The sequence below is a fragment of the Ancylomarina sp. YFZ004 genome, from assembly GCF_054254355.1.
Map to the genome: position 1 here is coordinate 48295 of NZ_JBTCHQ010000004.1, position 26087 is coordinate 74381.

General features: G+C 36.9%; 15 protein-coding genes. All 15 read right to left on the bottom strand.

The features are described 5' to 3' along the window. Positions 1-195 precede the first annotated feature (195 nt). The 15 genes from ACXR6G_RS07985 to ACXR6G_RS08055 all read right to left on the bottom strand — a co-directional run bounded on the left by ACXR6G_RS07985 (position 196) and on the right by ACXR6G_RS08055 (position 26006). A complete protein-coding gene (locus ACXR6G_RS07985; protein WP_458360893.1) occupies positions 196-1164 on the bottom strand; it encodes a glycoside hydrolase family 130 protein in 969 nt (322 codons plus the stop codon). Between the two features lie 28 nt (positions 1165-1192). Beyond that, positions 1193-2476 carry an MFS transporter gene (locus ACXR6G_RS07990; protein WP_458360894.1) on the bottom strand — a complete coding sequence of 428 codons (1284 nt, stop codon included), beginning with the start codon at positions 2474-2476 and terminating at the stop codon, positions 1193-1195. Between the two features lie 31 nt (positions 2477-2507). After that, the gene (locus ACXR6G_RS07995) at positions 2508-4742 is read right to left on the bottom strand and encodes a GH92 family glycosyl hydrolase (RefSeq protein ID WP_458360895.1); all 2235 of its coding nucleotides are present in this window, start codon (positions 4740-4742) and stop codon (positions 2508-2510) included. Positions 4743-4751: 9 nt separating this feature from the next. After that, a complete protein-coding gene (locus ACXR6G_RS08000) occupies positions 4752-6764 on the bottom strand; it encodes a glycoside hydrolase family 97 protein (protein ID WP_458360896.1) in 2013 nt (670 codons plus the stop codon). Positions 6765-6805: 41 nt separating this feature from the next. Continuing rightward, the gene (locus ACXR6G_RS08005) at positions 6806-8839 is read right to left on the bottom strand and encodes a glycosyl hydrolase family 95 catalytic domain-containing protein (protein ID WP_458360897.1); all 2034 of its coding nucleotides are present in this window, start codon (positions 8837-8839) and stop codon (positions 6806-6808) included. Positions 8840-8848: 9 nt separating this feature from the next. After that, the gene (locus ACXR6G_RS08010) at positions 8849-10282 is read right to left on the bottom strand and encodes a glycoside hydrolase family 125 protein (RefSeq protein ID WP_458360898.1); all 1434 of its coding nucleotides are present in this window, start codon (positions 10280-10282) and stop codon (positions 8849-8851) included. Positions 10283-10318: 36 nt separating this feature from the next. Continuing rightward, positions 10319-12610, bottom strand: a complete 2292-nt coding sequence (locus ACXR6G_RS08015) for a GH92 family glycosyl hydrolase (protein ID WP_458360899.1) — start codon at positions 12608-12610, stop codon at positions 10319-10321. A 14-nt stretch (positions 12611-12624) separates the two neighbouring features. After that, positions 12625-14868: a GH92 family glycosyl hydrolase gene (locus ACXR6G_RS08020; RefSeq protein ID WP_458360900.1), complete on the bottom strand. Its 2244-nt coding sequence runs from the start codon at positions 14866-14868 to the stop codon at positions 12625-12627. Positions 14869-14920: 52 nt separating this feature from the next. Then, the gene (locus tag ACXR6G_RS08025; RefSeq protein ID WP_458360901.1) at positions 14921-15757 is read right to left on the bottom strand and encodes an endonuclease/exonuclease/phosphatase family protein; all 837 of its coding nucleotides are present in this window, start codon (positions 15755-15757) and stop codon (positions 14921-14923) included. Between the two features lie 115 nt (positions 15758-15872). Further along, a complete protein-coding gene (locus ACXR6G_RS08030; protein ID WP_458360902.1) occupies positions 15873-17732 on the bottom strand; it encodes a LamG-like jellyroll fold domain-containing protein in 1860 nt (619 codons plus the stop codon). 66 nt (positions 17733-17798) lie between these two features. Beyond that, positions 17799-19382 carry a SusD/RagB family nutrient-binding outer membrane lipoprotein gene (locus tag ACXR6G_RS08035; protein ID WP_458360903.1) on the bottom strand — a complete coding sequence of 528 codons (1584 nt, stop codon included), beginning with the start codon at positions 19380-19382 and terminating at the stop codon, positions 17799-17801. A gap of 19 nt (positions 19383-19401) precedes the next feature. Further along, positions 19402-22566, bottom strand: a complete 3165-nt coding sequence (locus tag ACXR6G_RS08040) for a SusC/RagA family TonB-linked outer membrane protein (protein ID WP_458360904.1) — start codon at positions 22564-22566, stop codon at positions 19402-19404. Between the two features lie 166 nt (positions 22567-22732). Further along, the gene (locus ACXR6G_RS08045) at positions 22733-23842 is read right to left on the bottom strand and encodes an ROK family protein (protein ID WP_458360905.1); all 1110 of its coding nucleotides are present in this window, start codon (positions 23840-23842) and stop codon (positions 22733-22735) included. Between the two features lie 7 nt (positions 23843-23849). Next, positions 23850-25004: an MFS transporter gene (locus ACXR6G_RS08050; protein ID WP_458360906.1), complete on the bottom strand. Its 1155-nt coding sequence runs from the start codon at positions 25002-25004 to the stop codon at positions 23850-23852. A 3-nt stretch (positions 25005-25007) separates the two neighbouring features. Next, entirely contained in the window at positions 25008-26006 is a 999-nt protein-coding gene (locus ACXR6G_RS08055; protein ID WP_458360907.1) for a LacI family DNA-binding transcriptional regulator, read from the bottom strand. Positions 26007-26087: the final 81 nt, after the last annotated feature.

Below are 26087 nucleotides of genomic sequence, written 5' to 3' on the forward strand. Positions count from 1 at the left end.
CTACCAATATTTTTAATACCGATACGAATTTGAATCAACCAATTAAAAGTTCACTAGCCAAGCGATTATCTATAATGGTTATCAAATTCTGTATCGGTCTTATTCAACACGAATTGATATCGAGTTGAATTATTTCGTTCTTACAAATCTAAGAATATTTACTATTGCGATTAACGCTGTTGAGTATTCTTAAATTTATAATGATTTATTTTTAAGATGTTCAATGATTTCTGAAATGTACCCAAAAGACATACCGACTACAGTATCAGCAGCGCCATAATATACAGCTACCTTATCTCCTTCGGTTAATGCTGCACAAGGGAAGACTACATTAGGTACATCACCAGTAAGTTCGTAAGGTGCTGCTGGAGCTAATAAGTAATCTTTTGAACGGTATAGAACCTTATCTGGATTCTCTAGATCTAATAAAGCTGCACCCATAGAATATCGGAAGCCATTACATGTGTTAATTACACCGTGATAGAATAATAACCATCCATCTTCAGTACGAATAGGTACAGAACCAGCTCCAATTTTAGTACACTGCCATGCACTATCTTCAAAAGGAGATACTTTCATAACACAACGATGCTCTCCCCAATATTTCATATCAGGACTATAACTAATATAGATATCGCCGAAAGGTGTGTGTCCATTATCACTAGGGCGACTTAGCATGGCATATTTACCATCGATCTTTTCGGGAAATAAAACGCCATTTCGGTTGAATGGCAAGAATGCATTCTCGCACTGGTGAAAGGTTTTGAAATCGAAAGTATAAGCGATACCAATAGTTGGTCCATGATACCCGTTACACCAGGTTACCCAATAACGATCTTCGATAAAACAAACACGTGGATCATACTTGTAATCTGAATCAATCATTTCAGTATTACCAGCTATCATTTCGATTGGTTCGTGATTGATATCCCAATTGATTCCATCCTTGCTAAAGCCAGCAAAAATATTCATTTGGACAGATTTGTTATCACAGCGAAATACACCAGCATAGCCATCTTCGAAAGGAACAACGGCAGAATTGAAAATACTATTCGATGAGGGAATATCATATCTTCCAATTACTGGGTTTTGTGAATAACGCCACATAATATCATTGGAGCCTTCGGGTCTGTTTTCCCATGGCATAGTAACTTTTGAATTCATCGTATTCTATTTTTATTTTGTATCAATATTATTCGTCTGCTTCATTGTTCTCTGAATGAACAAAGGGAACTAGTTTTGCTGCAAATAGAGCTGGAATTGTAACTATAAGTATGCATATAAAGAACATCTTATAACCTAACCAATCACTCATGAAACCACTGAGCATACCAGGAAGCATAAAGCCTAGATTCATGATTCCTGTAGCAAATGCATAATGAGCCATCTTATATTTTCCGGGAGCAACTTGTTGCATCATAAATAGCATTAAACCAACAAAGCCGAAACCATAAACAAAGTATTCTACGACTACTGCTGATCCAATTATATATAGACTCCCAGGGCGATAAACCGCTAAAAGAGCATAGACTATAAATTGGATGTTGAAGATGCACACAAGAGTGAACAATGATTTTTTCAAGCCTCGAGCTGAAATATAATAACCAGCTAAAATTGAACCGATAACAAAAGCTCCAGAACCAAATACGCCATAAATGAGGCCAATTTGCGAAGTGCTAAGTCCTAAACCTCCATCTGCGATTGCTGCTTTAAAAAACAAAGGAGCTATTTTGATAGCAAAGCCTTCTGCAAATCGATAGACGATAATGAAGGCAATAAACCAACCTATATATTTTTTCTGGAAAAAGGTTTTTATGACATCTAATAAAGTTTTGAATCCCTCACTTAATGAAGCCACCTCATTGGTTGCATTTCCTCCAGAGGGTAACATTTTAATATGATATAGAGCCAATGAAATCATGATTGCAGCATAGGTTAGCATAACCGCCATCCATGCATGCAACACACCAAAACGTTCTTCGAGGATACCTGCTAAATAAACAAAAGCACCAGCAGTTAAGATTTTTGCAAGATTATAAGAGGCTCCTTGCCATCCGATATACTTTGCTTGTAATTTTCCTGATAAAACACTTAAGTAAACACCATCAGTTGCGATATCATGGGTTGCGCCACTAAAAGCTATAACAGCTAATAAAGCTATAGAGTATGTGAAGAAATTCTCTAATGGTAATGCCAAAGCGACCAGAGCAAATGTGAGTCCCGTTACAAGTTGTGTAGCGACTACAAAATGTTTTTTTGTTTTAAACATCTCCAAAATTGGACTCCATAGTGGTTTTAATGTCCAAGGTAACATGATAAGTGAAGTCCAAAATGCAATTAGTGAATCGGAAACATCAAAACTCTTAAACATGAGTACAGATGCTTGAGCGATAGCAATAAAAGGCAAACCCATCGCAAAATAAGCAGTCGGGATCCAAGTAGCTGGGTGTTTTTGTTTGGTATTGGTTTTTGACATTGGTATGTATCTGGTATTATTGAATTACGCTTTATTTTTTTAGGAAGAATTCTAGTTTCCCACCTTCACTTATTGTCTTGTGGTTGATGAAATAGGAGGTATGCTTATTTCCATTCCACATCATTTTCTGAATGAGATGATCGTTTGAATCTTTTTTATGACTGATGATTTCTAGTGTTTCACCTTGATAATAATTTTGATCAAGTTGAATAGTAATTTTATCGAATACTGGACTTGTAATTGCATAATCCGTATTTCCTGGACAAACTGGATATAAGCCCATCATGCTATAAATAAGCCAAGCGGATAATGTTCCACAATCATCATTTCCTGGGATACCATCTGGTGAGTTTTTGTAATGCTTATTAATCAGCTTACGTACCTCTTTTTGTGATCGCCACTCTTCTCCTTTAACAAAATTGAACAGGTAAGGGTAGTGGATATCTGGCTCATTTGCCATATCAAAACGATTTAAGTCGAAAACCGATTGTAATTTTTTAATGAAGGTTTTATTGCCACCCATTAATTTACTAAGGCCTTTGATATCATGAGGGACACAAAATGCGTATTGCCATGCAGTTCCTTCATGAAAACCAGGTGATGGTGCAAAATTTTCACCTTGCATTGGGTCGAAATCCGTTAAGAATTTACCTGTTTCTAATCTCGGGCGAAGTATACCTGATTCTTGATCGAAGTAATTTTTGTAAGCATGAGATTGCTTTAGGAACTTCTTGTAATCACCTTTTTTATTCAAGGCTTTTGCAAATTGAGCTAAATTCCAATCAGCAATATAATACTCTAAAGCATGGGAGACAGAGTTGTCAAATTCCTCCTTTAATGGTACATAACCATTCGATAAATAATGATCTATATCGGGGCGTAACTTGTTTTTAGATCCTTCTGTTGTTGCTGATTTAATCATGGCTTCATAAGCTGCCTCGACATCAAAATCAGTTAAGCCTCTTAGGTAAGTGTCAACAATAACAGGTATGGCAGGATCTCCTTCCATTACGTGTGTTTCTTTGCTATTGAGTTCCCATTTAGGCAACCAGCCACTTTCTTTATACATATCAACCATGGAGCGAACCATATCCAATTGCTCATCAGGGTATACAAGTGACATTAGTGGATGGTAATTACGATAGGTGTCCCATAAAGAGAAAACTGTGTAACGATTACAATCCTTCGATTCTTTTATTTCAAAAGATTCCATTGCTGGATATTGCCCATTAACATCGTTGATAATGTTAGGATGAATTTGAGTGTGATACAGTGCTGTGTAGAAAATCGTTTTCTGATCTTCTGTGCCACCTTCAACTTTCATTCTTGATAGAACTGCATCCCAATCTTTAGAAGCATTAGATCTTGTTTTTTCAAAATCGAATTGGTTGGATTCTGTATCTAAGTTCAATCTGGCATTTTCAATACTGACATAAGAAACCCCTACTTCCACAGTGATTTGTTCATTGTTTTTTGTGTTGAAAGTGAAATAGCTTCCTACATCATTGCCATTCATTGGCTGATTGAAACCATCGTAGTATTTGTATTTTCCACTGGTTTTACTCCATGATGCTTCTGCTTGCATTTCAGGCATCTTTTTCCATGTTCCAAACTTTTCAGCTGGCTTGTTAAAACGAGCAACAAAATACACAGGACGTTCCGAACCATCATTATAACAGAACGTACCTGTCATACGAGAACCTTCAATTTCTTGATTGTTTACAATGTGCACCATAGCACCAGTCTCATTTGTAAGTCCAAGTCCTAAATTCAGAAGGATATTCGATTTGCCTTCCGGAAAAGTAAAACGACTAATTCCAACTCTTTTTGTTGCGCTGACTTCGGCTGTGATATCGTATTTCTTCAATTGAGTCTGATAGTAGCCCGGTTCAGCTTTCTGTTGTTCCATTATCGACCCATATTCTTTAGGATCTGCATTAACCTCACCCGTTGTCGGCATCAGAATGATCACTCCTAAATCTGGACAGCCAACTCCACTCAGATTGACGTGTGAAAAACCTGTTAGATATGAATTGTCAGCGGAGTAGGGGGTCGACCACCATCGTGCATCCTTATCAAAAGTATTAAGTTCCGAACCGGATACATTAAATGGCGTGACAGAAACCATGCCTCGTGGAACAAGAGCTCCGGGATTCGTTGTCCCAAAATTACTTGATCCGATAAATGGATTGACATGTTCTACATACTGGGCAAAACTGCTCATGTAGACGAATAGAAGAATTAAAAGACTGGAAATTCGTTGCATAACTCTTTTTTATTTGATTTCGATCAACTCAATGGCTTGTCCACCACCTGCCGACATTTTCACCTCTAAAACCGTCTCAGAATCTACCTCGATGCTATTGATATCAATGGCTGTTGGTTTGTCGATTAATGAGGTTTCGTCATTATCTGAGTAAATAGTCGCCTTGTATTTCTTTCCTGATTCTAAAAAGGATAAGTCTAGGGAAATATCTCTTGCTTTTTCATCAGTCATAGCACCTACATACCAATTGGCTCCATTTTTTCGGGCAACCGCATAGTAATCTCCAATTTCTGCAGCTAACACTTTAGACGCTTCCCATTTTGAAGGTAAGTTTCTAAAAAACTGAAAAGCAGCTTGCCCTTTATAATTTTCAATAAGATCAGAGGCCATTTGAACAGGAGAATACAAACATACCCACATGGCTAATTGTTTGGCAAGTGTGGTGTTGACTCTACTATTTCCTTTATCGTTATTGTTCCAATGAATGTATTCTTTTCGATTCTTGTATAAGATGTCGAAAGTTCCGGGCGTATAATCTAAGGGGCCGCCCAAACAACGTGTAAATGGAAGCATCACATGATGCTCAGGAGGATTCCCCTCACTCCATCCATTCCACTCCATGCCACGAGCACCTTCACGAGCCATCATATTCGGATAAGTACGTCGTATACCGGTAGCCTTAATAGGCTCATGAGCATTTACCATTATCTTATTCTTTGCGGCAGTTTCAAGAACCTTACGATAGTGCTGAACCATTCGCTGGCCGTGATGAAAATGCCCTTGAGGAATAGGCCCGGCATAACCGGTTTTTAAACTACGGATACCAGCATTATGAAGTTTCTTCATTGCCTTTTCCATTTGCTGTTCGTAAAAGAAGATATCTCCACCCGTTTCGTGATGTCCGATCAATTCAATTCCTTTTTTATCAGCGTAAGCGACAATCTCTTCAAAATCGAAATCGGCATAGGGCGTTACTTGATCGAAAGCGCGTGCTTTACCCCAATTTTCCCAGCCTGTGTTCCAACCTTCGGCCAATACGGCTTGAATCTTATTGTCAGCTGCAAAATCGATGTACTTTTTCATGTTTGCAGTTGTAGCACCATGTTTTGGGCCCATTGTCCAGGTTGCGACACCTAAATGCATACCCCACCAGATACCCACATATTTTTGAGGTTCTATCCAGGAGATCTCTTCTAATTTATTAGGATCATTTAGATTTACAATTAAGTTTGATTCAACTAACTGAGCGGCATTTTGAGTAATGGTGATGCTTCGCCATGGAGAAATAAGCGTCTCGTTCGCTTTTACTTTTATGCCATCAGGCCATGGAACCAAATTACAAGAAAATGAATTGCCTTCAACTTGTTTTAAAGTCATGCCAGGATAATCAGTAAGATTCGCTTCATGAATACTTAGATGTATTCCAGACTCGGTACGGCAGGTCAAAGGCGTATTTGCATCTTTCACTTCGCTTAAAGGGCTGGTTCTATACAACATTTCATATGACTCATAATTAGCAGGGATAGACCAGGCTGTGGCGTCATTCGCAAAATTAAATTCAGTAAGCTCATTCATCACCAGAATCTCATTTAGCCCTTTCTGCTTAGGAATTTCGTAGCGAAAACCTAAGCCATCGTCATACAGCTTAAAATAAAGGTTCATTTTCCCACCATTCGCATTTTCGAGTTTTACTGACAGTTGTTTATAATTATCACGAATACTCTCATTTTCCCCCCATACCGGATTCCAGGTTTCATCTTTCTGACTGCTCTCGGTTTTAAGGATCTTAAAAGAATGTGAGAATGAATCATTGTCTTTAAGTATGAAACCCAATCTAGATGGATTAATCAGGTGGGTTTGTGAGTTTTTTAGCTGGTAATAAATTTCGCCTTTCTCGTTCAAATTCACTTGAAGACTTAATTTTCCATCGGGAGAAGCCATGCTTAATTCTTCATCAGAACTGCAAGAAACAGTACTAATGAATAACAAGAACAGGCTTAAATAATATGTCGTTTTTTTCACTGGATATATCTTTAATTTAAACACTTATGTAGAAAGCAACACTAGTCTACAACATAGGTTTGCTTTTGTGAACCAACGCCTTTAATCGTTAATTTTTTCCACTGCTTAGGCAAACAAGGATCTTTCTGAACAATGCCATCTTTAGTGATATGTAAACCTGCAAAACCAAAGATTACAGATTGAAGCATACCTCCGGCACCCGTTGCAAAATAGGGGTTATGGCTCATTGCTGATTCAGCCAAAGCACCAAAGGGTGCACGCTTATTAGGTTCGTAAGCTCTTTTAAACAAATCGTAAGCTTTTTTCGTATCTCCCAAACGAGCATGCAGAATAGAAAGAACAGAATGACTCATTGCGGGACCTTCTGCTGCCATTTTAGGCTCGTAATATTCCAGATCCTTTTCAATAGCTTCCTTTTTAGTTACTACTGACAATGGGTAAGCTAAAAGATTAACATCGGCCTGTTTGATGATTGCACCATCGTAACTTGTATGTTCCATCATGGTTCCATCTTCGAAGAAGTTGAACTTCAGATGATCAGCTACTTCTTTCCATTGCTTATTAGGTGTGATACCTAATTCCATAGCTGCTAAATAAGCATATTCCAGAACCGTTTTTGCCGATCCATTGGTAAATGCATTATCGTCGACATTAGGGGCAAACTCATTGGCTCCAACAACATTTTTAATGGAATAAGTACCATCTGAATTTTTATTTGAACGACTCACCCAAAAATCAGCAACCTCCTTCAACATAGGATATCCTGTTTTGCTTAACCATGCTTTGTCTTTACTTACTCGATAGTAATTCCAGAATGCGATTCCAACATCAGCTGTTATATGATGTTCGAAGGTGCCGGTAAGTGCCCAGGTAGGCGTTGCCTCTTCGCCAGATTCGTCTGATTCCCAAGGGAACATAGCACCCTTGTATCCGAAATTCTGAGCTTTTTGAATGGCCTTATCTAATCGATTAGATCGATAGTTCAATAAAGATTTTGCGATCCCCTGATTAAAGACCAAAAGAGGAGGATACATCCACAATTCGGTATCCCAAAAAACATGACCATTGTAACCAAGAGATGAAAGTCCCATTGGCGAAATACTAAGGTTCGAATCTTCGCGTGAGAAAGAATACAAATGATACAAAGCCAGACGAACATCGCGTTGTGATTCTAAATCGCCTTCAATTTCGATATCACCCTGCCAAAGCTCATTCCACAATTGCTGATGTTTTGCAATCATGGCATCTTTATTTCCTCTTAAGTTGAAGATCACCATACGCTCAGATTCAGACTGAGGATCGTTAAAATCCTGTGTGGTACAAATAGCACCTGTCCAGGCAAAATTGTAAGTTTTACCCTGAGGTAATTCTCTTTCGAAACTTAAAGCGTGTTGAAATTCATTATCGATTTGGTGTTTGAATTCAGGGAATTCATGATTGAAAATAAATGAAGCCGTAGCTGCTAAAGTATGTTTGCCATAAGGACTCTTGGCAACAGTCTGCAATAAAGGCATTCGTGCTTCGAGATCTCTCAAGATTCTAAAGGTCGAAATCTGATCAGTGTACTCAGAAGGACAGCTTATTTTACCCAAAACTTTTATCTGAATAGCCTTTTTTAGAGGTGTAATATTAATATCGATTAATCCGCCATATGGCATTCCTCGCAGGGCTCGGGTGCTATATTCAATTAAAGCGATATCCTTAAATTGAATACTTGTATTTAAACAAGCACCTTTCATATCAAGCACCTGTTTCCACTTACTGGTATTCGACTCGTCTACTTTTTCACCATCAATATGAAGTTCGAGGTTCGCAAAGTTGATACCCAACAAAAGTTTACTCACGCCCAAAGGCGATTCCTTATCGAAAACATGATTAAGGATAAGTGATTTTACTTCCAATGGTTTTTCGGAAGGCATGAGACCAATTCGACCATTTGCTAATGCAATGCCTACATAATCAGTAGGATCAGTAGCCGTAATATGCCATGGCGAATTTTGCTGTGCCTGAGCCTTTCCGAAAAATAAAAAGCAAGAGATGAAAAAAGTGAATAGTAGTTGTTTGATAGATTTCATGTCTGCGAACTAATCGATGGTAGATAGTATGTTTGGTCTCTCGTTATAGATTTTCAGGATCAGTTCGCCAAAGAGCGTATTTGCCCATGCAAACCACGACCTAGAGAATTTCTCAGGATTGTCTTTGTGGAAAGTTTCGTGCATGAAACCTGTTCCTGCATGGGTTTTTATCAACATTGACAAACAGTTTTTGATTTCTTGATCATTATCCGATGTTATAGCTCTCATGATAATGCTCATAGGCCAAATCATGTCCATACCTACATGCGGGCCACCCACGCCTTCAGCTGCTTTCCCTTTAAAAAACCAAGGGTTATTTTCACTTAGTACAAATTTTCTAGTATTCTGATAAAGTGGATTCTTCGAATCCATCGCACCTAAATAGGGTAATGAAAGAAGGTTTGGAATATTGGCATCATCCATGAACATTTTATTACCAAAACCATCAGCTTCAAAGGCAATGGTTTTTCCATAATTGAGATGATCGCCAATCGCGTATTTTTCGAGGGCTGCATCCACTTCACTAGCCAAATCAGTAGCATCTTTAGCTAGTTGATTTTTTACACCAAAAGCTTGAAGCATTTCAGCCATTTGCCTTAATGATGTTACAGCAAAATAATTCGATGGAATTAGAAATGGAAAAAGAGTAGCATCGTCTGATGGACGGAATGATGAAACGATAAGTCCGATAGGGTTTGTAGGGTTACCGTACCCAACTCCTGGTAAGTTATCGTAGAATCTATCTGTAACTCTTAAAAATGAGTAGGAACCATTATTCTCTTTTCTTTGCTGATCTTTAAACGTATCAAGGATCGTCTGCATGGAATCTTGCCACTTAGAATCAAAACATTTGGTATCTCCTGTTGATTTCCAATAATGATAAGCTAATCGAATTGGGTAGCAAAGAGAATCGATTTCCCACTTGCGTTCGTAAATTTCTGGCTTCATATCAGTCACATCAGTATCCCAATGTCCTTTTTGTACTTTTTCGAAATTAAAAGCATTGGCAAAAGGATCGATATTGATACACTTTGTTTGGCGATTGATTAGTCCTCTGAAAAGTTTCTTTAAATCGTTATCGCCTTTAACTAGTGGAAGGTAAGGCCATACCTGTGCTGTAGAATCTCGTAACCACATAGCATCAATATCACCTGTAATGACGAATGAATCTGGTTTTCCATCAATCTCAGAATATTTCACTGTTGTGTCCAAAGTATTTGGGAAACAGTTTTCGAACATCCAAGCGAGTTCTTGGTTTGAAATAGCTTTTTTGACCTTTGCGATTGTTCGATCAACCGATTTGCTAACAAACTTACGTTTATTAGCTTCTGGTCGGTTTGATACATATTTTAAATCTTTTGATAGGGCGAAGCTTTGACTGCCTGCTAAAAGCAGACCACCAGTAAAAAGCATTGAGTTCTTAAGGAAATTTCGACGTTTCATAGGATATGGTAGGAGTAACGGATTTATAAAATGGTTTTATTTAGACATTGATGAAGGGTAGGCGCTTTTATCAGTACCTCGCTTCATATTTGGTTGATTCGTCATATTAAAACTGAGAACACCACCATTTAAAATATCTTGATGTTTGATGTAGTTGAAATCATACGTTTTATCATTCAGTTTGATTTCGTTTACAAAAACATTTTTTGTAGAATTATCTTTCGAGTTTATGGTAAAGGTTTTACCATTTTCTAAAGTTAAACTCACTTTGTCAAATAGTGGAGAACCGAATACGTATTCATCGCTTCCTGGGCAAACAGGGTAGAAGCCCATAGAACTGAATACATACCAAGCAGAGGTCTGACCGTTATCTTCATCACCGCAATAACCATCGGCCTGTGGCGTATATAAACGATCCATTACTTCTCTAATTCTAGTTTGAGTTTTCCAAGGTTGACCTGCATAATTGTATAAGTAGATCATGTGCTGAATAGGTTGATTACCATGTGCATAATTTCCCATATTAGCGATTTGCATTTCACGGATTTCGTGAATTGTAAAACCGTAGTAAGACGCATCGAAATCAGGAGGCATATTAAAAACACCATCCAATGTAGAAGTGAAGTTCTCTTCACCACCCATTAAGTCGATTAGGCCCTGCACATCCTGGAAAACAGACCAGGTATAGTGTAAACTATTTCCTTCGGTAAAGGCATCTCCCCATTTAAGTGGGTTAAACGGTGACTGGAAAGAACCATCTTCGTTTTTACCTCGCATTAAACCTGTTTCAGAATCGAATACATTTCTAAAGTTTTGTGCTCTTTTCTTAAAAAGATCAATTTCTTTCTGAGGACGTTTTAACTCAATAGCTAGCTTCCAAATACAGTAATCTGCATAAGCATATTCTAAGGTTCTGGCTGTGTTTTCGTTGACACCAACATTATAGGGTACATAACCCAGTTTGTTATAATATTCAGCTCCAAATCGACCAACCGATGTAATATCTTTCTTATAATCTTTGGTGTTTTTTAGAATCGCCTCATACAGAGTTTCAATATCGTAACCACGGATTCCTTTTAAATATGAATCAGCAATTAAGGATGCCGAGTTAGAACCGATCATACAACCTCTATGGCCTGGGCTAGCCCATTCTGGCAACCAGCCACTTTCCTTGTAAGTGTTGACTAAACCTTCCATAATTTGAGAATTCAAGTCTGGGTACATCAGTGTGAAAAATGGAAAGACTGCTCGAAATGTATCCCAAAAGCCATTATCAGTAAACATATAGCCGGGCAGTACTTTACCATTGTAAGGACTGTAATGAATCACTTCATTTTTATCGTTAATTTCGTGAAACTTACGTGGAAATAATAGAACACGATACAAGCAAGAATAGAAGGTTTTCATTTGGTCATCTGTGCCACCTTCTACTTTTATTCTTGATAATTCTTTGTTCCAAACTTGTTTTGCTTCCGCTTGAACTTGATCAAACTTTTTGTCACCTATTTCACGATCTAAGTTTAATTGTGCTTGTTCAGGACTAATAAAAGATGAGGCAACTTTTACGTTAACTTGTTCGCCTTTTTTAGTTTTGAATCCTATAATGGCACCAACATGTTCGCCTGTGGCAGTTTTTGAATTTTCTTTTAACTCATCACCATTCCAAGTATGTGTCAATTCAAAATCCTTATCGAATTCAGCTACAAAATAATTGTGGAAATTATCGGGTACTCCGCCACTGTTGTTTCGGCAATAACCAATTATTTTTCTTTGCTCAGGTAGAATTGTCACTTCTGATCCCTTGAAAAAACCATCTAGAAGGATGTAAGAATCTTTGTTCTCAGGAAATGTGAAGCGAAACATAGCCGCCCTTTCAGTAGGTGTTATTTCAACACTTACATCATAATCTGCAAGGTAAACCTTATAGTAATTCGGCTTTGAAATTTCAGATTTGTGTGAAAACCATGAAGCTCTTTCATCTTCTTTAAACTTTAAATCACCCGTTACAGCCATTAATGAAAAGGCTGCATAATCGTTGATCCAAGGACTAGGTTGATGCGTTTGCTTGATGCCTCGAATGGTTTTTGCATCGTAGGCATAACACCATCCATCGCCCATTTTACCTGTTTGTGGCGTCCAAAAATTCATCGCCCATGGCAGCGCCACAGCAGGGTAGGTGTTACCATTTGATAAGCCATGATCAGAATCGGTTCCCATCAATGGATTCACAAGATCAACGAGTGAGGAATCGTTCTTAACTTCTTTCTCGTTTCCGCATGCCGTTAGCAAACTTGCTATGGCTAATATTAAGATCTGAATTTTATTCATCGGTCTGTTTTATACTAGTATACAATTGATTTAGGTCTGTCCTGAGCAGCTGCACCAAACTCTTTATTTGGTTTTGCACCCATTTCAAAAACTAAGTTTCCACCTTTTAAAATATCTTTATGAGTTATAAAGGTTTTGCTATAAGCTTCACCATTTAAGCTCACTGATTGAATATAAATGTTTGTTTTGCTGTTGTTTTTAGCGATGATATTGAAGCTCTTATTTTCTGGTAAATTGATTGTTGCTTCATCGAAAAGTGGACTACCAAAAACATAAGCGCCATTACTTGGGTTAACTGGATACATTCCCATTGAAGACATGATATACCAGGCTGACATTTGCCCACAATCTTCATTACCACATAGACCATCTATTTGGTCGGAGTAAAGCTCATTCATAATGTAGCGCACCTTATCTGCCGTTTTGTATTGCTGACCAGCGTATGCATACAAGTAGCTTGTATGATGAGATGGTTCGTTACCATGAGCGTACTGACCAATTAAACCCGTGATATCATTAGATGCGCCCTCTTCCAATTCAGAAGAGATTGAGAATAATGAATCAAGCTTGCTAATGAATGGTTTATCGCCACCCATAAGCTCAATTAAGCCTTCTGGATTTTGTGGGACCAACCAAAGGTATTGCCAAGCATTTCCTTCACAATAATCGTTTACACGGTGTTGTGCAGAATAAGGATTGAAAGGCGTTCTCCAACTTCCATCTGTCATTTTACCTTTCATGAATTTGTCAGAAGGATCGAAGTAGTTTTTGTATGCCTCAGATCGTTTCTTAAAATAAAGAGCGTCTTCCTTTTTATTTAAACGTTCAGCAAATTTGCTAATTGTCCAATCGCTAATGGCATACTCCATAGCCATTGCTACAGATTCATGCATGGCATCGGCTGGAATGTAGCCAAGCTCCATCATTTCTTTAACACCTGGGTGTAAATCACCCATTGCCGTTGTTTTTACAGCTTCGTAAGCTAATTTGTAGTCAATGCCTTTTATTCCTTTTAAACATGCATCAACGACTACAGGAATGGCTGAATAACCGACCATGGTATTGGTCTCACTTCCCATTAAATGCCAAACAGGTAATTTACCTTGTTGCTCATAAATTTTAAGCATCGAATTAACCATATCGCTAACTCTTTCGCTTTGTGTAATTGTAAATAGGGGATGAGCAGTTCTATAGGTATCCCATAAAGAAAATACCGAGTAGTTATTGAAGTTTACATTCTTGTAAAGCTTCTTATCTGTTCCTCTATAATCTTTGTTAATATCGTTAAAAAGGCTAGGGGCAATCATGCTGTGGTAGCAAGCTGTATAGAAAGTTTTCAGATCCTTTTTGTTGTTCGTTTTAATCTGGATTTTATTTAGCTCTTTATTCCATTTTTTATCAGCATTGGCTTGGACCTTTTCAAAATCCCAATCTGGTATCTCAACTTTCATATTGTTTTGAGCTCCATCAATGCTGACAGGAGAAATAGCTGTTTTAAGCATTAATTCTCCATTCCCTTCAAAGTTTAATACCGTATATTCAGCATTCTTTCCAACTTGTTTAAGGTCTTTAATTTTTTTAGAGAATCTTGTTACGAAATATATTCTCTGATCTTTCGACCATCCTTTTGAAAAACGATATCCTGCAACGCTATAATCATCAAGCTTACTAAGTTCTGCTTTGTCAAGTTTGTCCCAACCAATTCCCCTAGCCAAATCGATAACAATTTGTGAGTTTCCTTTCTTGTTGTATTGGTATTTCTGGAAACCTACACGCTCGCTTGCTGTAAGTTCAACATCAATATTATATTTATCTAAATGAACTGAGTAATATGATGGCTGAACCGTTTCTGATTTGTGTGAGAAAGTCGATAGACGGTTTTTAGCTTCTAAGTTTTCACTTGTAGGTTCGTTTAACGAAGTCACAGGCATAATTAGAATATCACCTAAATCACCAATACCAGTTCCACTTAAATGCGTATGAGCAAAACCTATGATTGTTGTGTCAGAGTGGTGATAACCAGAGCACCAGTCCCATTCCATCGTAATATTATTTGGTCCGATTTGAACGGCTCCAAATGGAACACTAGCTCCTACAAAAACGTGACCATGTCCTCCAGAACCTATTGTAGGATCGACAAATTGAATTGGATTGTTATTTATTGCAATCTGTTGTTTTTCTTTTGTTTGGCAGGATAGGATTCCAAGGCTTAATGTTAATGCCAAAAATAGAATCTTGCTTAGGTTTAACTTGTTCATTTTGAATAGGTATAGCGTGTGAGTTTGATGTTGACTTAATTAGGTTTTGTCCTTATTCTATTTCCACTAAAACAGGAAAGTGATCGGAGATGAATCTGTTGTTATTTAATCGATCATCTAAATGTGAGTAAGACAGTATGTTGATGTTTTTTATAAAAAAGTAATCTATGCGTTTGGTTACGGGTTCATCTTTAAAAGCATTGAATGTGCCTTTAGGTCCGTAAAATGGGGAAGAAGCTTGACTAATAGCGTCAGTTAATTCTTCTTTTAATATTGTAATTGTCTTTTCTTCAGGAGTCACATTTAAATCTCCCATTAAAATGACTGATAAATTTTCTTTGTTGATTGCTCTGATTTTTTTTAGAATTAATCGAGCTGAATTCTCTTGAGCTGTTTTTCCCTGATGGTCAAAATGAGCGTTGAAAATGTAAGTTTGTTTTTTTGTACTAAGGTTTTCAACTAGAGCGTAAGTACAAATACGTTCTAAAGCAGCATCCCAGCCTACTGATATTTTATCTGGCGTATCAGAAAGCCAAAACGTGGATTGTCTGATTATTTTATATTTTTCAGTATTATAAAATATGGCACAGTATTCACCTTTGGTCTTGCCATCTTCTCTTCCTATACCGACGTAATCATAATCGGTTAATGCACTGTCTATATATGAGATTTGCTTATTAAGGCCTTCTTGTGTTGCAATTATATCAGGTTGATAATAATCGATTAGTTTAATAAGTTTGGCTCTGCGAAGCATCCAGTTATTCTCGGTATCCCATTTGTTATCGTATCGAATATTAAAGGACATAATTTTCGAAGATTGCCCCAGTAAAGAACTGGAAATAAGCAGGAGTGTTAAAAAGAAGAATAGTCGTTTTTTTGTTGGATACATAGCTTAATTTATTCTTGTAGATTTTGTTTAATAAAGATGATGATTTTGTTTGAGTTATAGAAATGGAGTTGCCTTAAAAAAGCAACTCCATATTCAAACTTATCTAACTACTAACTTATTCTACATTCCATTCAATTCCACGGATTTCACCGTCGTAATTTCCAGTAACATCTTTAAATTTAACCCCACCTACTTTATCAAGTGGGAAGTATACATTCAGACCGGCTTCTGTACCGTCAATATCAGCATTTAAATCAGCTACTGCTCGAGCGATATCCCAACGACGGAAATCTTTGATTGAACCATTCATTTTACCCCAGCCATTTCCTAGCCAAGTCTCGCCCCAACCTGAATTCTCAGGAGCACCTATATCCTCAGAAATAGCTTTTTGAACGCCATCCACATAAAGAATTGTTGTACGCGCTGTGTTATCGTGAACAATTGCTACATGTTGCCATGTCCCAGGAGTCATTACCAAAGGATCGGTTTTAGGACCTTCCCAGCCGTTTCCAGCATTTGTGAAATTCCAAAGACCACCAGCCTTAAGCAAATTCTCTTCGGTTAGCTCTTCGTAACCATAAACCCAAACGCCATAGTTTCCATTATTAAATAGCTCACCATTACTGTATCCTGCAAATGTTTTGATGTTAACATCAAATTCTACGGTATAATCACCTTGAGGCGTATAATTAGGAGAAATACGGAAACCTACAGCATCAGAATTATCGCGATCGATATAAACCCCCATTGCATCAGCAACAAGATTCGTTTTAACCAACTCAATTTTAGCGTTAATTTGTGAAACTAAATTATCAACTTCATCTTGACGTTTAGCATTATCGATTTTGGCAGTTGCATCATCTGCAATACTTTGTAAGTAAGCTTTTGTTCCAACAGGATAATCTCCAGTATTGGTTCCTTCAACTAGATCATCTTTTAATTTAAGGGTGGCAGTTTTGGCCGCCTTCAAAGCCGAATAATCAATAACAATTACTGGAGGAATACCATCGGCAGCCCAGCTTACATCACCTTTAAAAGTAGCGGTGTAAATTCCAGTATTATCTTTAAATTCAGTACCTAAATCTGCATCAAAAGGGAAATACATAGCTAAATCAGCTTCAGTATTTTCAAATGTTGCATCAGTATTGTCGCTAATCTGACTTGCAGATCTTGCTGTTGACCATACTCTAACGTCTTTCATCATAGCATTCACAACACGATCAGTCCATGTTGGACCATTACCGATTACAAATGATGCTCTGGCAGCTGGCAAATAAGTTTGAGTTTGAGATAAAACCTCAATACCGTTGATATATAGCTTCTGACTGCTTATTTCGTTTACAAAAGCAATATGCATCCATTCACCCGCTTTCATGGTACCAGGTTCGGTTTTAACATCTCTCCATCCATCAGCTGTTCCAACATTTAAGTGGATCACACCATCGCCGAAATAACGAATAACAAAACCACTATCAGGACCATCTTGTTCAGTTGCAAAAATGTTATTTGAATAGCCTTTTGTAGCTAGATCCACAACATATATCTTAGTTTCAATAGTAAAAGCCTGATTAAATATTGGCTTAATATTATCAGAAATTTGAATATAGGTATCGTTACCTTGTGCAATAATTGGTACTGCTAATCTTACAATATTAGCTTTGAACTTGTCGATATAAACTTGAAGTTTTATAGCTGCGTCTGTAAGGTCATCCTGAGATTCAGCATTGGCAATTTTCCAATTTACCCAAGTAATAACGTTCTGAAGTTCCTGTTTTGAACCAGGTTTATAGGCACCAGGACTGGTTCCTTCCTCACTATTTGCAATCAAAGCTTCCGCTTCTTTAATTATTGACTCGATTGAAGCCGAATCGACCTGACCCAAATTGTCATCATCATCACAGGCACCTATGGTAAAAACCATTAAAAAGGCAGCCAGGAAAGACAATATCTTTATATTTAATTTTATTGTTTTCATATAAAAAAGTTTAAACAAAGTGAAAGGAGAGTGTGGTCTCCAATTCACCCTGTTAGTTTTTTCTAATTAAAAATTGCTATTCACTAAACCACCAGTTTTGGTCTTTGTATCAGCAGTATCCCACCATAAACGAATATCCATTCTGTCAGTATCTGTCGTATTAAGAGCTGCAGGAATATTGTCTTTGTTTTGTTCATGCTCATTGTCTGGGTAACGAACTCTTTTTACCCAAGTTCCGCTAGCAACAGTTGAACTACCACTTACACCATCGTGAGGTAAGATTAAATCGGGATAATCAGTTCTTCTAAAATCAGCCCATCCTTCAACTCCATTAGGGAAGTTAGCTACCCACTTTTGAGTTATAAGTTGTTTTAATTTGTTTTCATCTGAACCAGATATGTCTGGCATGCCATCGATATAAGTAGTAGCATCATCATCAGCAACACCAACATATGCCATAGATGCAGCAACACCTTCTTTGTATAGTGCATTAACATCACCTGAAGTCCATCCACGTAGAGCAGCTTCAGCTTCAAGGAATTTCACCTCAGAGTAGAACATCACCGGGCAATACATTTTATGAGATGGCTGACTTAAGCTACCAGCAAAATCTTCATATCCACCTTCAAGGTTGATTGTAGCATGCTTTTCTTTAGCATCAGAAGGAACAAGGTTGTATCCGTTTTCTAATCCTTCATATTTGTCAAAACCTGCTTCTTCTTTTGTTTTAGCTTCTGCTACTTTTAATTTTTCGTTAAAAACCTTGTAGGCAAACCACTTTGGAGCTCTAGGGTCTTCACCTTCTGAAGATTGGTTGTATAAATAGTTTGAGAACGTTTTCGACATACGAATGTTATCCCAATTCCAAGCCATTTGATGAATATAGTCAAACCAACCATCGCTCCACATAGGAACTCTAACAACATCAGAGTTACTTGCTAATAAACCACCTGCACCATTGATAGCTGCTTGTGCTTCAGTTTTAGCTTTTTCAGGATCAACATTGGAGATTCTCATAGCTAAACGTAAGCGAAGTGAGTTGCCGAATTTTTGCCACTTACTAGCCTCACCACCATAAATTAGGTCGTAACCACCATCATACTTGTATTGTTCTGATCCACCAGTAATACTTGCAACAGCTTTATCTAATCTTTTAAATAAATCAGCATAGATTTCCTCTTGAGAAGTATAAGGAACTGCTTCAGCTTCCCCGGCTCCAAAATATGGCATGTCACCGTAAGTGTCAGTTAATCTTGACCACCAGTAACACATCCATATATCTTTAATTGCCAAAGCATCTACATAAATTGGGTTGTCAGCATATGAGGCTTCAATTGCAAGTGAACCGCGTAAGTGACGTGTATAATGTTCTTTCCATTGGTTACCAATCCAACCATCAACATATTCATATCTTGGTGATCCAAAACCAGAAACCGTATTGGCCCAGTATTGAGAATATAAATCAGGATAAAGACTTACGTTACGTTGGTAGTTTGAAAATACTTCTTGTTGCATTGAACTAAGGAAAAACTTAGGTTCAACGTCAGTAACTGCATCGACTGGAACATTTGTATCTCCAAAATCATCAGAACAGCCACTGGCTAAAACGAATAGTCCTAGTGAAATTAGGCCTAAATATATTTTTTTCATGATATTCATTTTTTAATAATTAAAAACCAACATTTAGTGAAAATCCATAAGTTCTAGTTGCTGGAACTGGTGAAAAGTCGAAAGCCTGAGCTGATAATGCTGAGCTAAAAGCACTCGCATCAGGAGCTGTACCTGGAGTGTGCTTGTAGAAATAGAATAAGTTTCTTCCTACAAGTGATAATCTCACCGACTTAACTGGATTATGAGGGATCTTATTTAATAGAGATTTTGGGAAATTATAACCAATTGCTAATTCCTTTAATTTCATGTATGAAGCATCATAGATAAATTCTTCATCTACTTTTGATAATTGTCTCCAATATTCCTCAGCACTAATCATTACATTATTAGATCCACCATCAGCAGTTACACCGTCAACGAAAAGAGCCATACGATCATTCGCAGTTGTTCTTTCAGCTGTACCAGCAGAAACCGCACTTCTTTCAGAAGAAGAGTAAATCTCGCCACCCTCGCGGATAGAAGTCAACACAGAAAGGTAAAATCCTTTGTATTCTGCATTTAGGTTGATAGAACCTGTCCAGTCAGCTTGGATATTACCAAGAATCTGGTTTTTATCACTATCAACAGTTTGTAGACCTTTATCGTCAACGATTAACTGACCATTCTCATTTCTGTTGTAAGTTGTTCCACGAATAAGACCTAATTTTTTACCTGGTATACCTACTACTTGGTTGTTATCATCAATTTTATAAAGAGGTGATTCACCATCTAATTCTTCAAGAATAGTCTCATTCTTAGCGAAGTTAAAGTCGAGACCCAATTTGAAATTATCAGTTTTGATAGGTACAGTAGTCAGCATAAGCTCAATACCTTTGTTCGAAATTAAACCAGCATTAATCAACCTATACTCATATCCAGAACTTTGTACAGTAGGAACTTCTAAAATTTGATTTTTAGTTTCTTCGTTGTAATAAGTAAAGTCAAGACCAATACGATTGCTCAAGAATCTCATATCAGTTCCAATTTCCCATGACTTAGAAATCTCAGGCTTTAGATCTTTAATAACCTTAGTTGACTCAACTAAACCTCTTGATAATCCGAAGTTCCAAGATTCAATTTTGAAACTTTGACTTGTATTATATGGGGTAGTGGCTTTACCAACTTGTGCCCATGATCCTCTTATTTTAGCGAATGAAATAAATTCTGGCAAGTCTACCATCTCAGAAACGATACCACTTAAACTTACAGATGGGTAGAAATATGAATTGTCAAATTCAGAATCTTTAGCCGTTAGAGTTGAAGACCAGTCGTTACGAGCAGTAAAGTCTAAGAATAAGAAATTCTTATAAGCAACCTGACCAAATCCATAAATAGAACGAACTTCTGATTTTTCAATATTCTGTGTTGAATTGATATTTGAACCAGCACCTAAAAAGAAATCACCTTCAGAACTTAATCTACCAGAAGTGGACTTAAGTTCGTTGAAATGTCGTTTCATGCTGTTTGCACCAACATTTAATCCAATTGTAAAATCTTCGTTGATGTCCTTATTATATGAAAGTAAGAATTCGAAATTCTCTTCCTTAAAGTTAGATTGAGAAGGGTTGTAATTTGGTCGGTTCGAGTCAACCGCATCAGCATATTGGTAACCTTCTAAGCTTTCGAATTGATAGAAATCCATTCCGTACTTTAGCTTCGCTTTTAAATCAGAATTGATTTTAATGTTAGCAGCTACATAGCCGAATGTTCTGTTTTTCTTATCCTTGTTGGTTGTTTGTGCTTGCAAGAAATAAGGGTTTCTAAGGTTAGCACCAGTTGAGGTGTAAAGTTTTTCAACATGTTTACCACCAACGATGTCATAACCAGGAGCAAGGTCACGGTTACGAATATTCATAGGCATTGTGTTGAAATATGACACATAACTGTAGCTTCCAACTTCAGGACGCTCATTACCTTCAGTTACGAAATATGAAAGTTTAGTATCGACATTTAACCAAGAGTTAATATCATAGTCAGCTCTAAGATCGAAAGTAATCTTCTCAACTTTATGTTCTTCGTAAATACCATTCATGATATCTTTACCTAAAGAAACACGGTAAGCACCTTCGTCGTTACCACCTGTAAAAGAAACGTTGTGTTTCTGACTGGTTCCTGTTCTTGTAAAATCTTTTAGTCGATCTTTTTGAGCTTCGTAAGCGATAGTTTCACCTGTCCATGATTCAAGCATTTGACCTTTCATTTCAGGTCCCCATGACGAAGCATTTGATTTGTCATATTCACCTCTTGTACCTTGTCCATATTTATCTTGAAGATCTAACATGTAAGCAGCGTCAGTGAAAGTGTAGCTTCCCGAATATGAAATGCCTAATCCTTTACCTCTGGTACCTCTTTTAGTTGTAACTAAAATCACACCATTACCACCTCTTTCACCGTAAAGAGCAGCAGCATTAGGACCTTTTAGAATTGATACAGATTCAATATCTTCAGGATTCAAATCAAAAGCACCACCCGCTCTTGAAGTACCACCCCAAATAGAACCATCTCTACTGTTTCCATCATCGAAAGGAACACCATCAACAACCCAAAGTGGAGAGTTGTTTCCAGAAAGTGAACTGGCACCTCTAATTTCAATTCTTGAAGTACCACCAATTCCACCACCTGACTGACTGATTTGTACACCAGCAACTTTACCTTGCAATGAACTTACAAGATCAGAGTTACCTGCTTGAGTTAATTCATTAGACTTAACATCCTGAACAGCATAACCAAGAGCTTTCTTTTCTCTCTTTATGCCTAAGGCAGTTACAACAACTTCATCCATTCGTAGAGCATCAGTAAGTAGAACAACGTTCACTTCTGATTGTGATCCAACAGCAATTTCTTGTTTTAGCATTCCAATAAAGCTAAATACTAAAACACTTGATTCGTTTGGCACTGAAATTTCGAATTTTCCATCGATATCAGTTACAGTTCCCACAGTGGTTCCTTTTACTACAATTGAAACACCTGGTAGTGATTCACCACTCTCTTCAGATACAATACCCTTAATTAGTTTTTGGGCTGTAGCCGATTGGTTGGTATCGGGTAAATTGGTAACGTTTGCATTCACTGATAATGGTAAAACCATTATTGCAAAAAGCAAAGCTAAAACACCTATCATTCTCTCAAGCCTAAATAGGTTAGTTAAGCTTGAATGAAGATTTCGTAAAACATACTTCTTCATAGTTAGTTAATATTAATTGTAAATGGTTTAAACAATTTGGTAATTATATATTGGTTTGGTTTTGAATATAAAAACGAATTAATGTCAGTCACTAAACCGATTTAGTAAATGAGGTAAAAAAATAGTAAACCTATGAACTATCCATTTTTTTCATTTGTATAATTCTTTATTTATTCTTACTGACTTCTTTTAATGCAAATGCATATGCTCCAATTCCGATTGCCTTACTAGCACCCAATTTACTCGAGCATATTGCCAGGCGTGGTTCTGGGTCATATTTTAAACTCTTATCAGTTCCTGGAATAGAAATTTCTTTGGAACGATCTTTTATGAATTCTTGATACTCAGTTTCGTTATCAATATTGTAAACTTTTTGTACCAATCGATCTTGTTTATTGCCTTGTGCTGTTTGAAATTGTCCATATATCTCAGACATAACTGCTGGCATATACAGGTCATGTGCTCCTGCAAGACCACCTCCAATTACTGCAATTCCATCAGTAATAGTAAGTAGATTAGCAAGGCTATCACCCAAACAATTTCCAAATTGCTCGAAAGCTAATTTCGCTACTTTATTATTAGGATGCTTTTCATCTTTTGCAATCAGATAAATATCCTTTGGCATTAAAGCTTTATTCGATTCAGTCTTTACATTCTCATAATAAACTCTTTGAATAGCACGTGTACTGATCCCTTCTTCTGCAAATCGTTCTGGAAAAAGTCTTGAACTAGTCAGCCAAACTTCACTTGCAATTGAATTATCTCCAATAAATAGATTTCCATCCTGAACCAATCCTCCTCCAAAGCCCGTTCCCAAAGTTATTCCAACTAGGTTTCTGTATCGCTTGGTACTATTGACTTCTTCTAGTCTTTTATTTATCTCAGGAAGCATTCCTCCTAAGGCTTCACCGTATGCAAATAAATCTCCATCGTTATTTATATAGACAGGTATATTAAAATGTTCTTCAAGCATTGGTCCCAAAGCTATTCCTCCTCTAAAAGCTGGAAGATTTGCTAGATCTCCAATGATCCCTCGTCGGTAATCAGCAGGGCCTGGAAAAGCAAAACTAATAGCTACAGGCTTTTCCTGAAGTAAGTTTTTCACCTCCTGAAACCCATCAATAATTGTCTTTAAACAAAGCTCTAGATTATCAGCACTGGAAGGTTTTCGAATGGGTTTAATCATCTCAATTCCACCTTTAATGGCTGAAAAAACAAAATTTGTTCCACCTGCATCAAGAGTTAATACGACTCTTTCATCGCTCCATATATTCATGTTCGTTTTACTTTCTTTTATAAAATGATAAGCCCAAAATGTAGCCTATACATACTAGTGTTACTATGAATCCTGCCATCAATGAAAAAATATCAGCTACTGCGCCAAATATAACGGGAACAATTGCTCCTCCAATGATTGCTGTTACCATTAAGCCTGAAATCTCATTACTACGCTCGGGCATTGCATCAATCGTTATTGAAAATACGAGAGGGAAAATATTAGCGAATCCTAAACCGATAATAAATATTGCTACGAAACCCATTACTGAAGTTGTTGCTACAAAAAGACCTAAAATCCCTACAATAGCAAGTAAGCTTGTTACTTTTAAAAATCGTTGTGGCGACATCCAATTTAGGATAATTCCACCAAAAAAGCGACCAGCCATTAAAGCTAAAAAGAAGAATAATGTTCCCCAAAGGCCAAATTCTTTAATATCAAAATTGAATTTGTGTTCTAAAAAGTTTGGAAGCTTAGCACTCATACTAACCTCGGCACCTACGTAAAGAAAAATAGCTAATACCATAAAAAAGATATAAGGATTCTTCAATAATGATAACACAGATTTAAAGGATGCAGGTGTTTCTGAATCATCTCTTTTTTCTTCAATTTTGACAGACCATAAATAGATGATTGCAATGATTAGAATCGATGAGTAAATTGGGAAAAGGATTTTCCAATCTAAACCCCAATATTTTGCAGCAAGCAAGGGTAGGAGGGCACCCGATAATGAGCCGATTGCTTTAAAGAATTGGCCGAATGATAGATTTCTCGAAAATTTACCTTCTGGTGATACATCTCTCATTATAGGATTACCAGCCACTTGCAATATTGTAGCTCCAGTACCTAAGAGAAGTAAAGACGCTAAAAGTAATTCAAATGAAGAAAAGTCGCCAAGGATTGGAAGTATTAAACCAATTAATGCAGCTATCATTCCAATGACTAATACGGGTTTCTTCCCTTTACGATCCTGATACAAGCCCATTGGTACAGAAAGTAAACCAAACATGATAAAGCCCATAAAGGTTACTAATCCTGCCATGAAATTTGTTAATTCATATTCAGCTTGTAATTGACTAGTTAGAGGGCCCACAACATCGCCAAATCCCATGCATAAAAATGCTAGGAAAATAGGGCCTGATTTTAAGTAATTATTTTTCATCTATTATTTTCGTTCTATTAATTTTGGTGTTAATTCAATTCTTTTATTCTCACTTTTTTTTGAGTTTAGAATTTCTTCTACAATTTGAGTTGAATACATAGCTATTTTTTCAATCGGTTGCGCAACTGAAATCACCTTTGGTAATGAATAGTCGAATAAGTCAACATTATCAAAACTCACGAATTTGATATCATTTACCTTGTTTTTGTAATGGGTATTCATCAACCAAATGGCGATAACTGCAATCTGGTTATTGGTAAATACAATCGTGTCAACACCCGACTCAATAAGTTTTCTGAGTTCTCTTTCAGTCCCAGGTTTTAAATCGTTATTGTCAACTATTCTTATTAAATCATTATCAAATTCGATATGATTGTCCGATAAGGCCATCTTGTATCCTTCGATACGATTTTTTAGAGAATAAACATCGGGAGTAAGTGTAATTAAACCCAATTTTTTTGATCCTGTTTGAATTGTTTTTTCAATCGCATTTTTCATTGAGATTTTATTTTCGACTAAAATGTAATTGGCTTCAATATCGGGATCTTCTCTATCGAATAATACCAAAGGAAAACCTTGAGCTAATAAAGATTTAATCGTATCTCCCTTAATAAAACAGGATGCCACGATTAATGCATCAACTTGACGATTCACAAACATATTAAGTACTTGCTCTTCTTTTTCTTTATCTTCATCGGTACTACCAATAATAAGATGGTAGCCTTTTTCCCAAAAATGATCTTCAAGTAAACGTCCTATTTTAGCAAAAAATGGATTGGAAATATCAGGAACTAAATAACCTATTGTATTCGTTTTTCCTTTCTTTAAACTCTTTGCAATTTGATTGGGCTGATAGTTAACTTCTCTTATATAATCAAGTACCCTTTTTTGAGTTTTAGTACTAATATTCTTCTCATCTCCTTTGTTGTTAAGAACAAAAGAAACAGTTGTTTTTGATAGACCTAAGTCTTGTGCGATATCTTTAATTGACTTTTTCTTCAATGTGTCTCCTTGCTAAATCGGTTTACTAAATCGGTTAATCAAAAATATACCTATTTTTTTATAAGTCAAAATATATTTCTC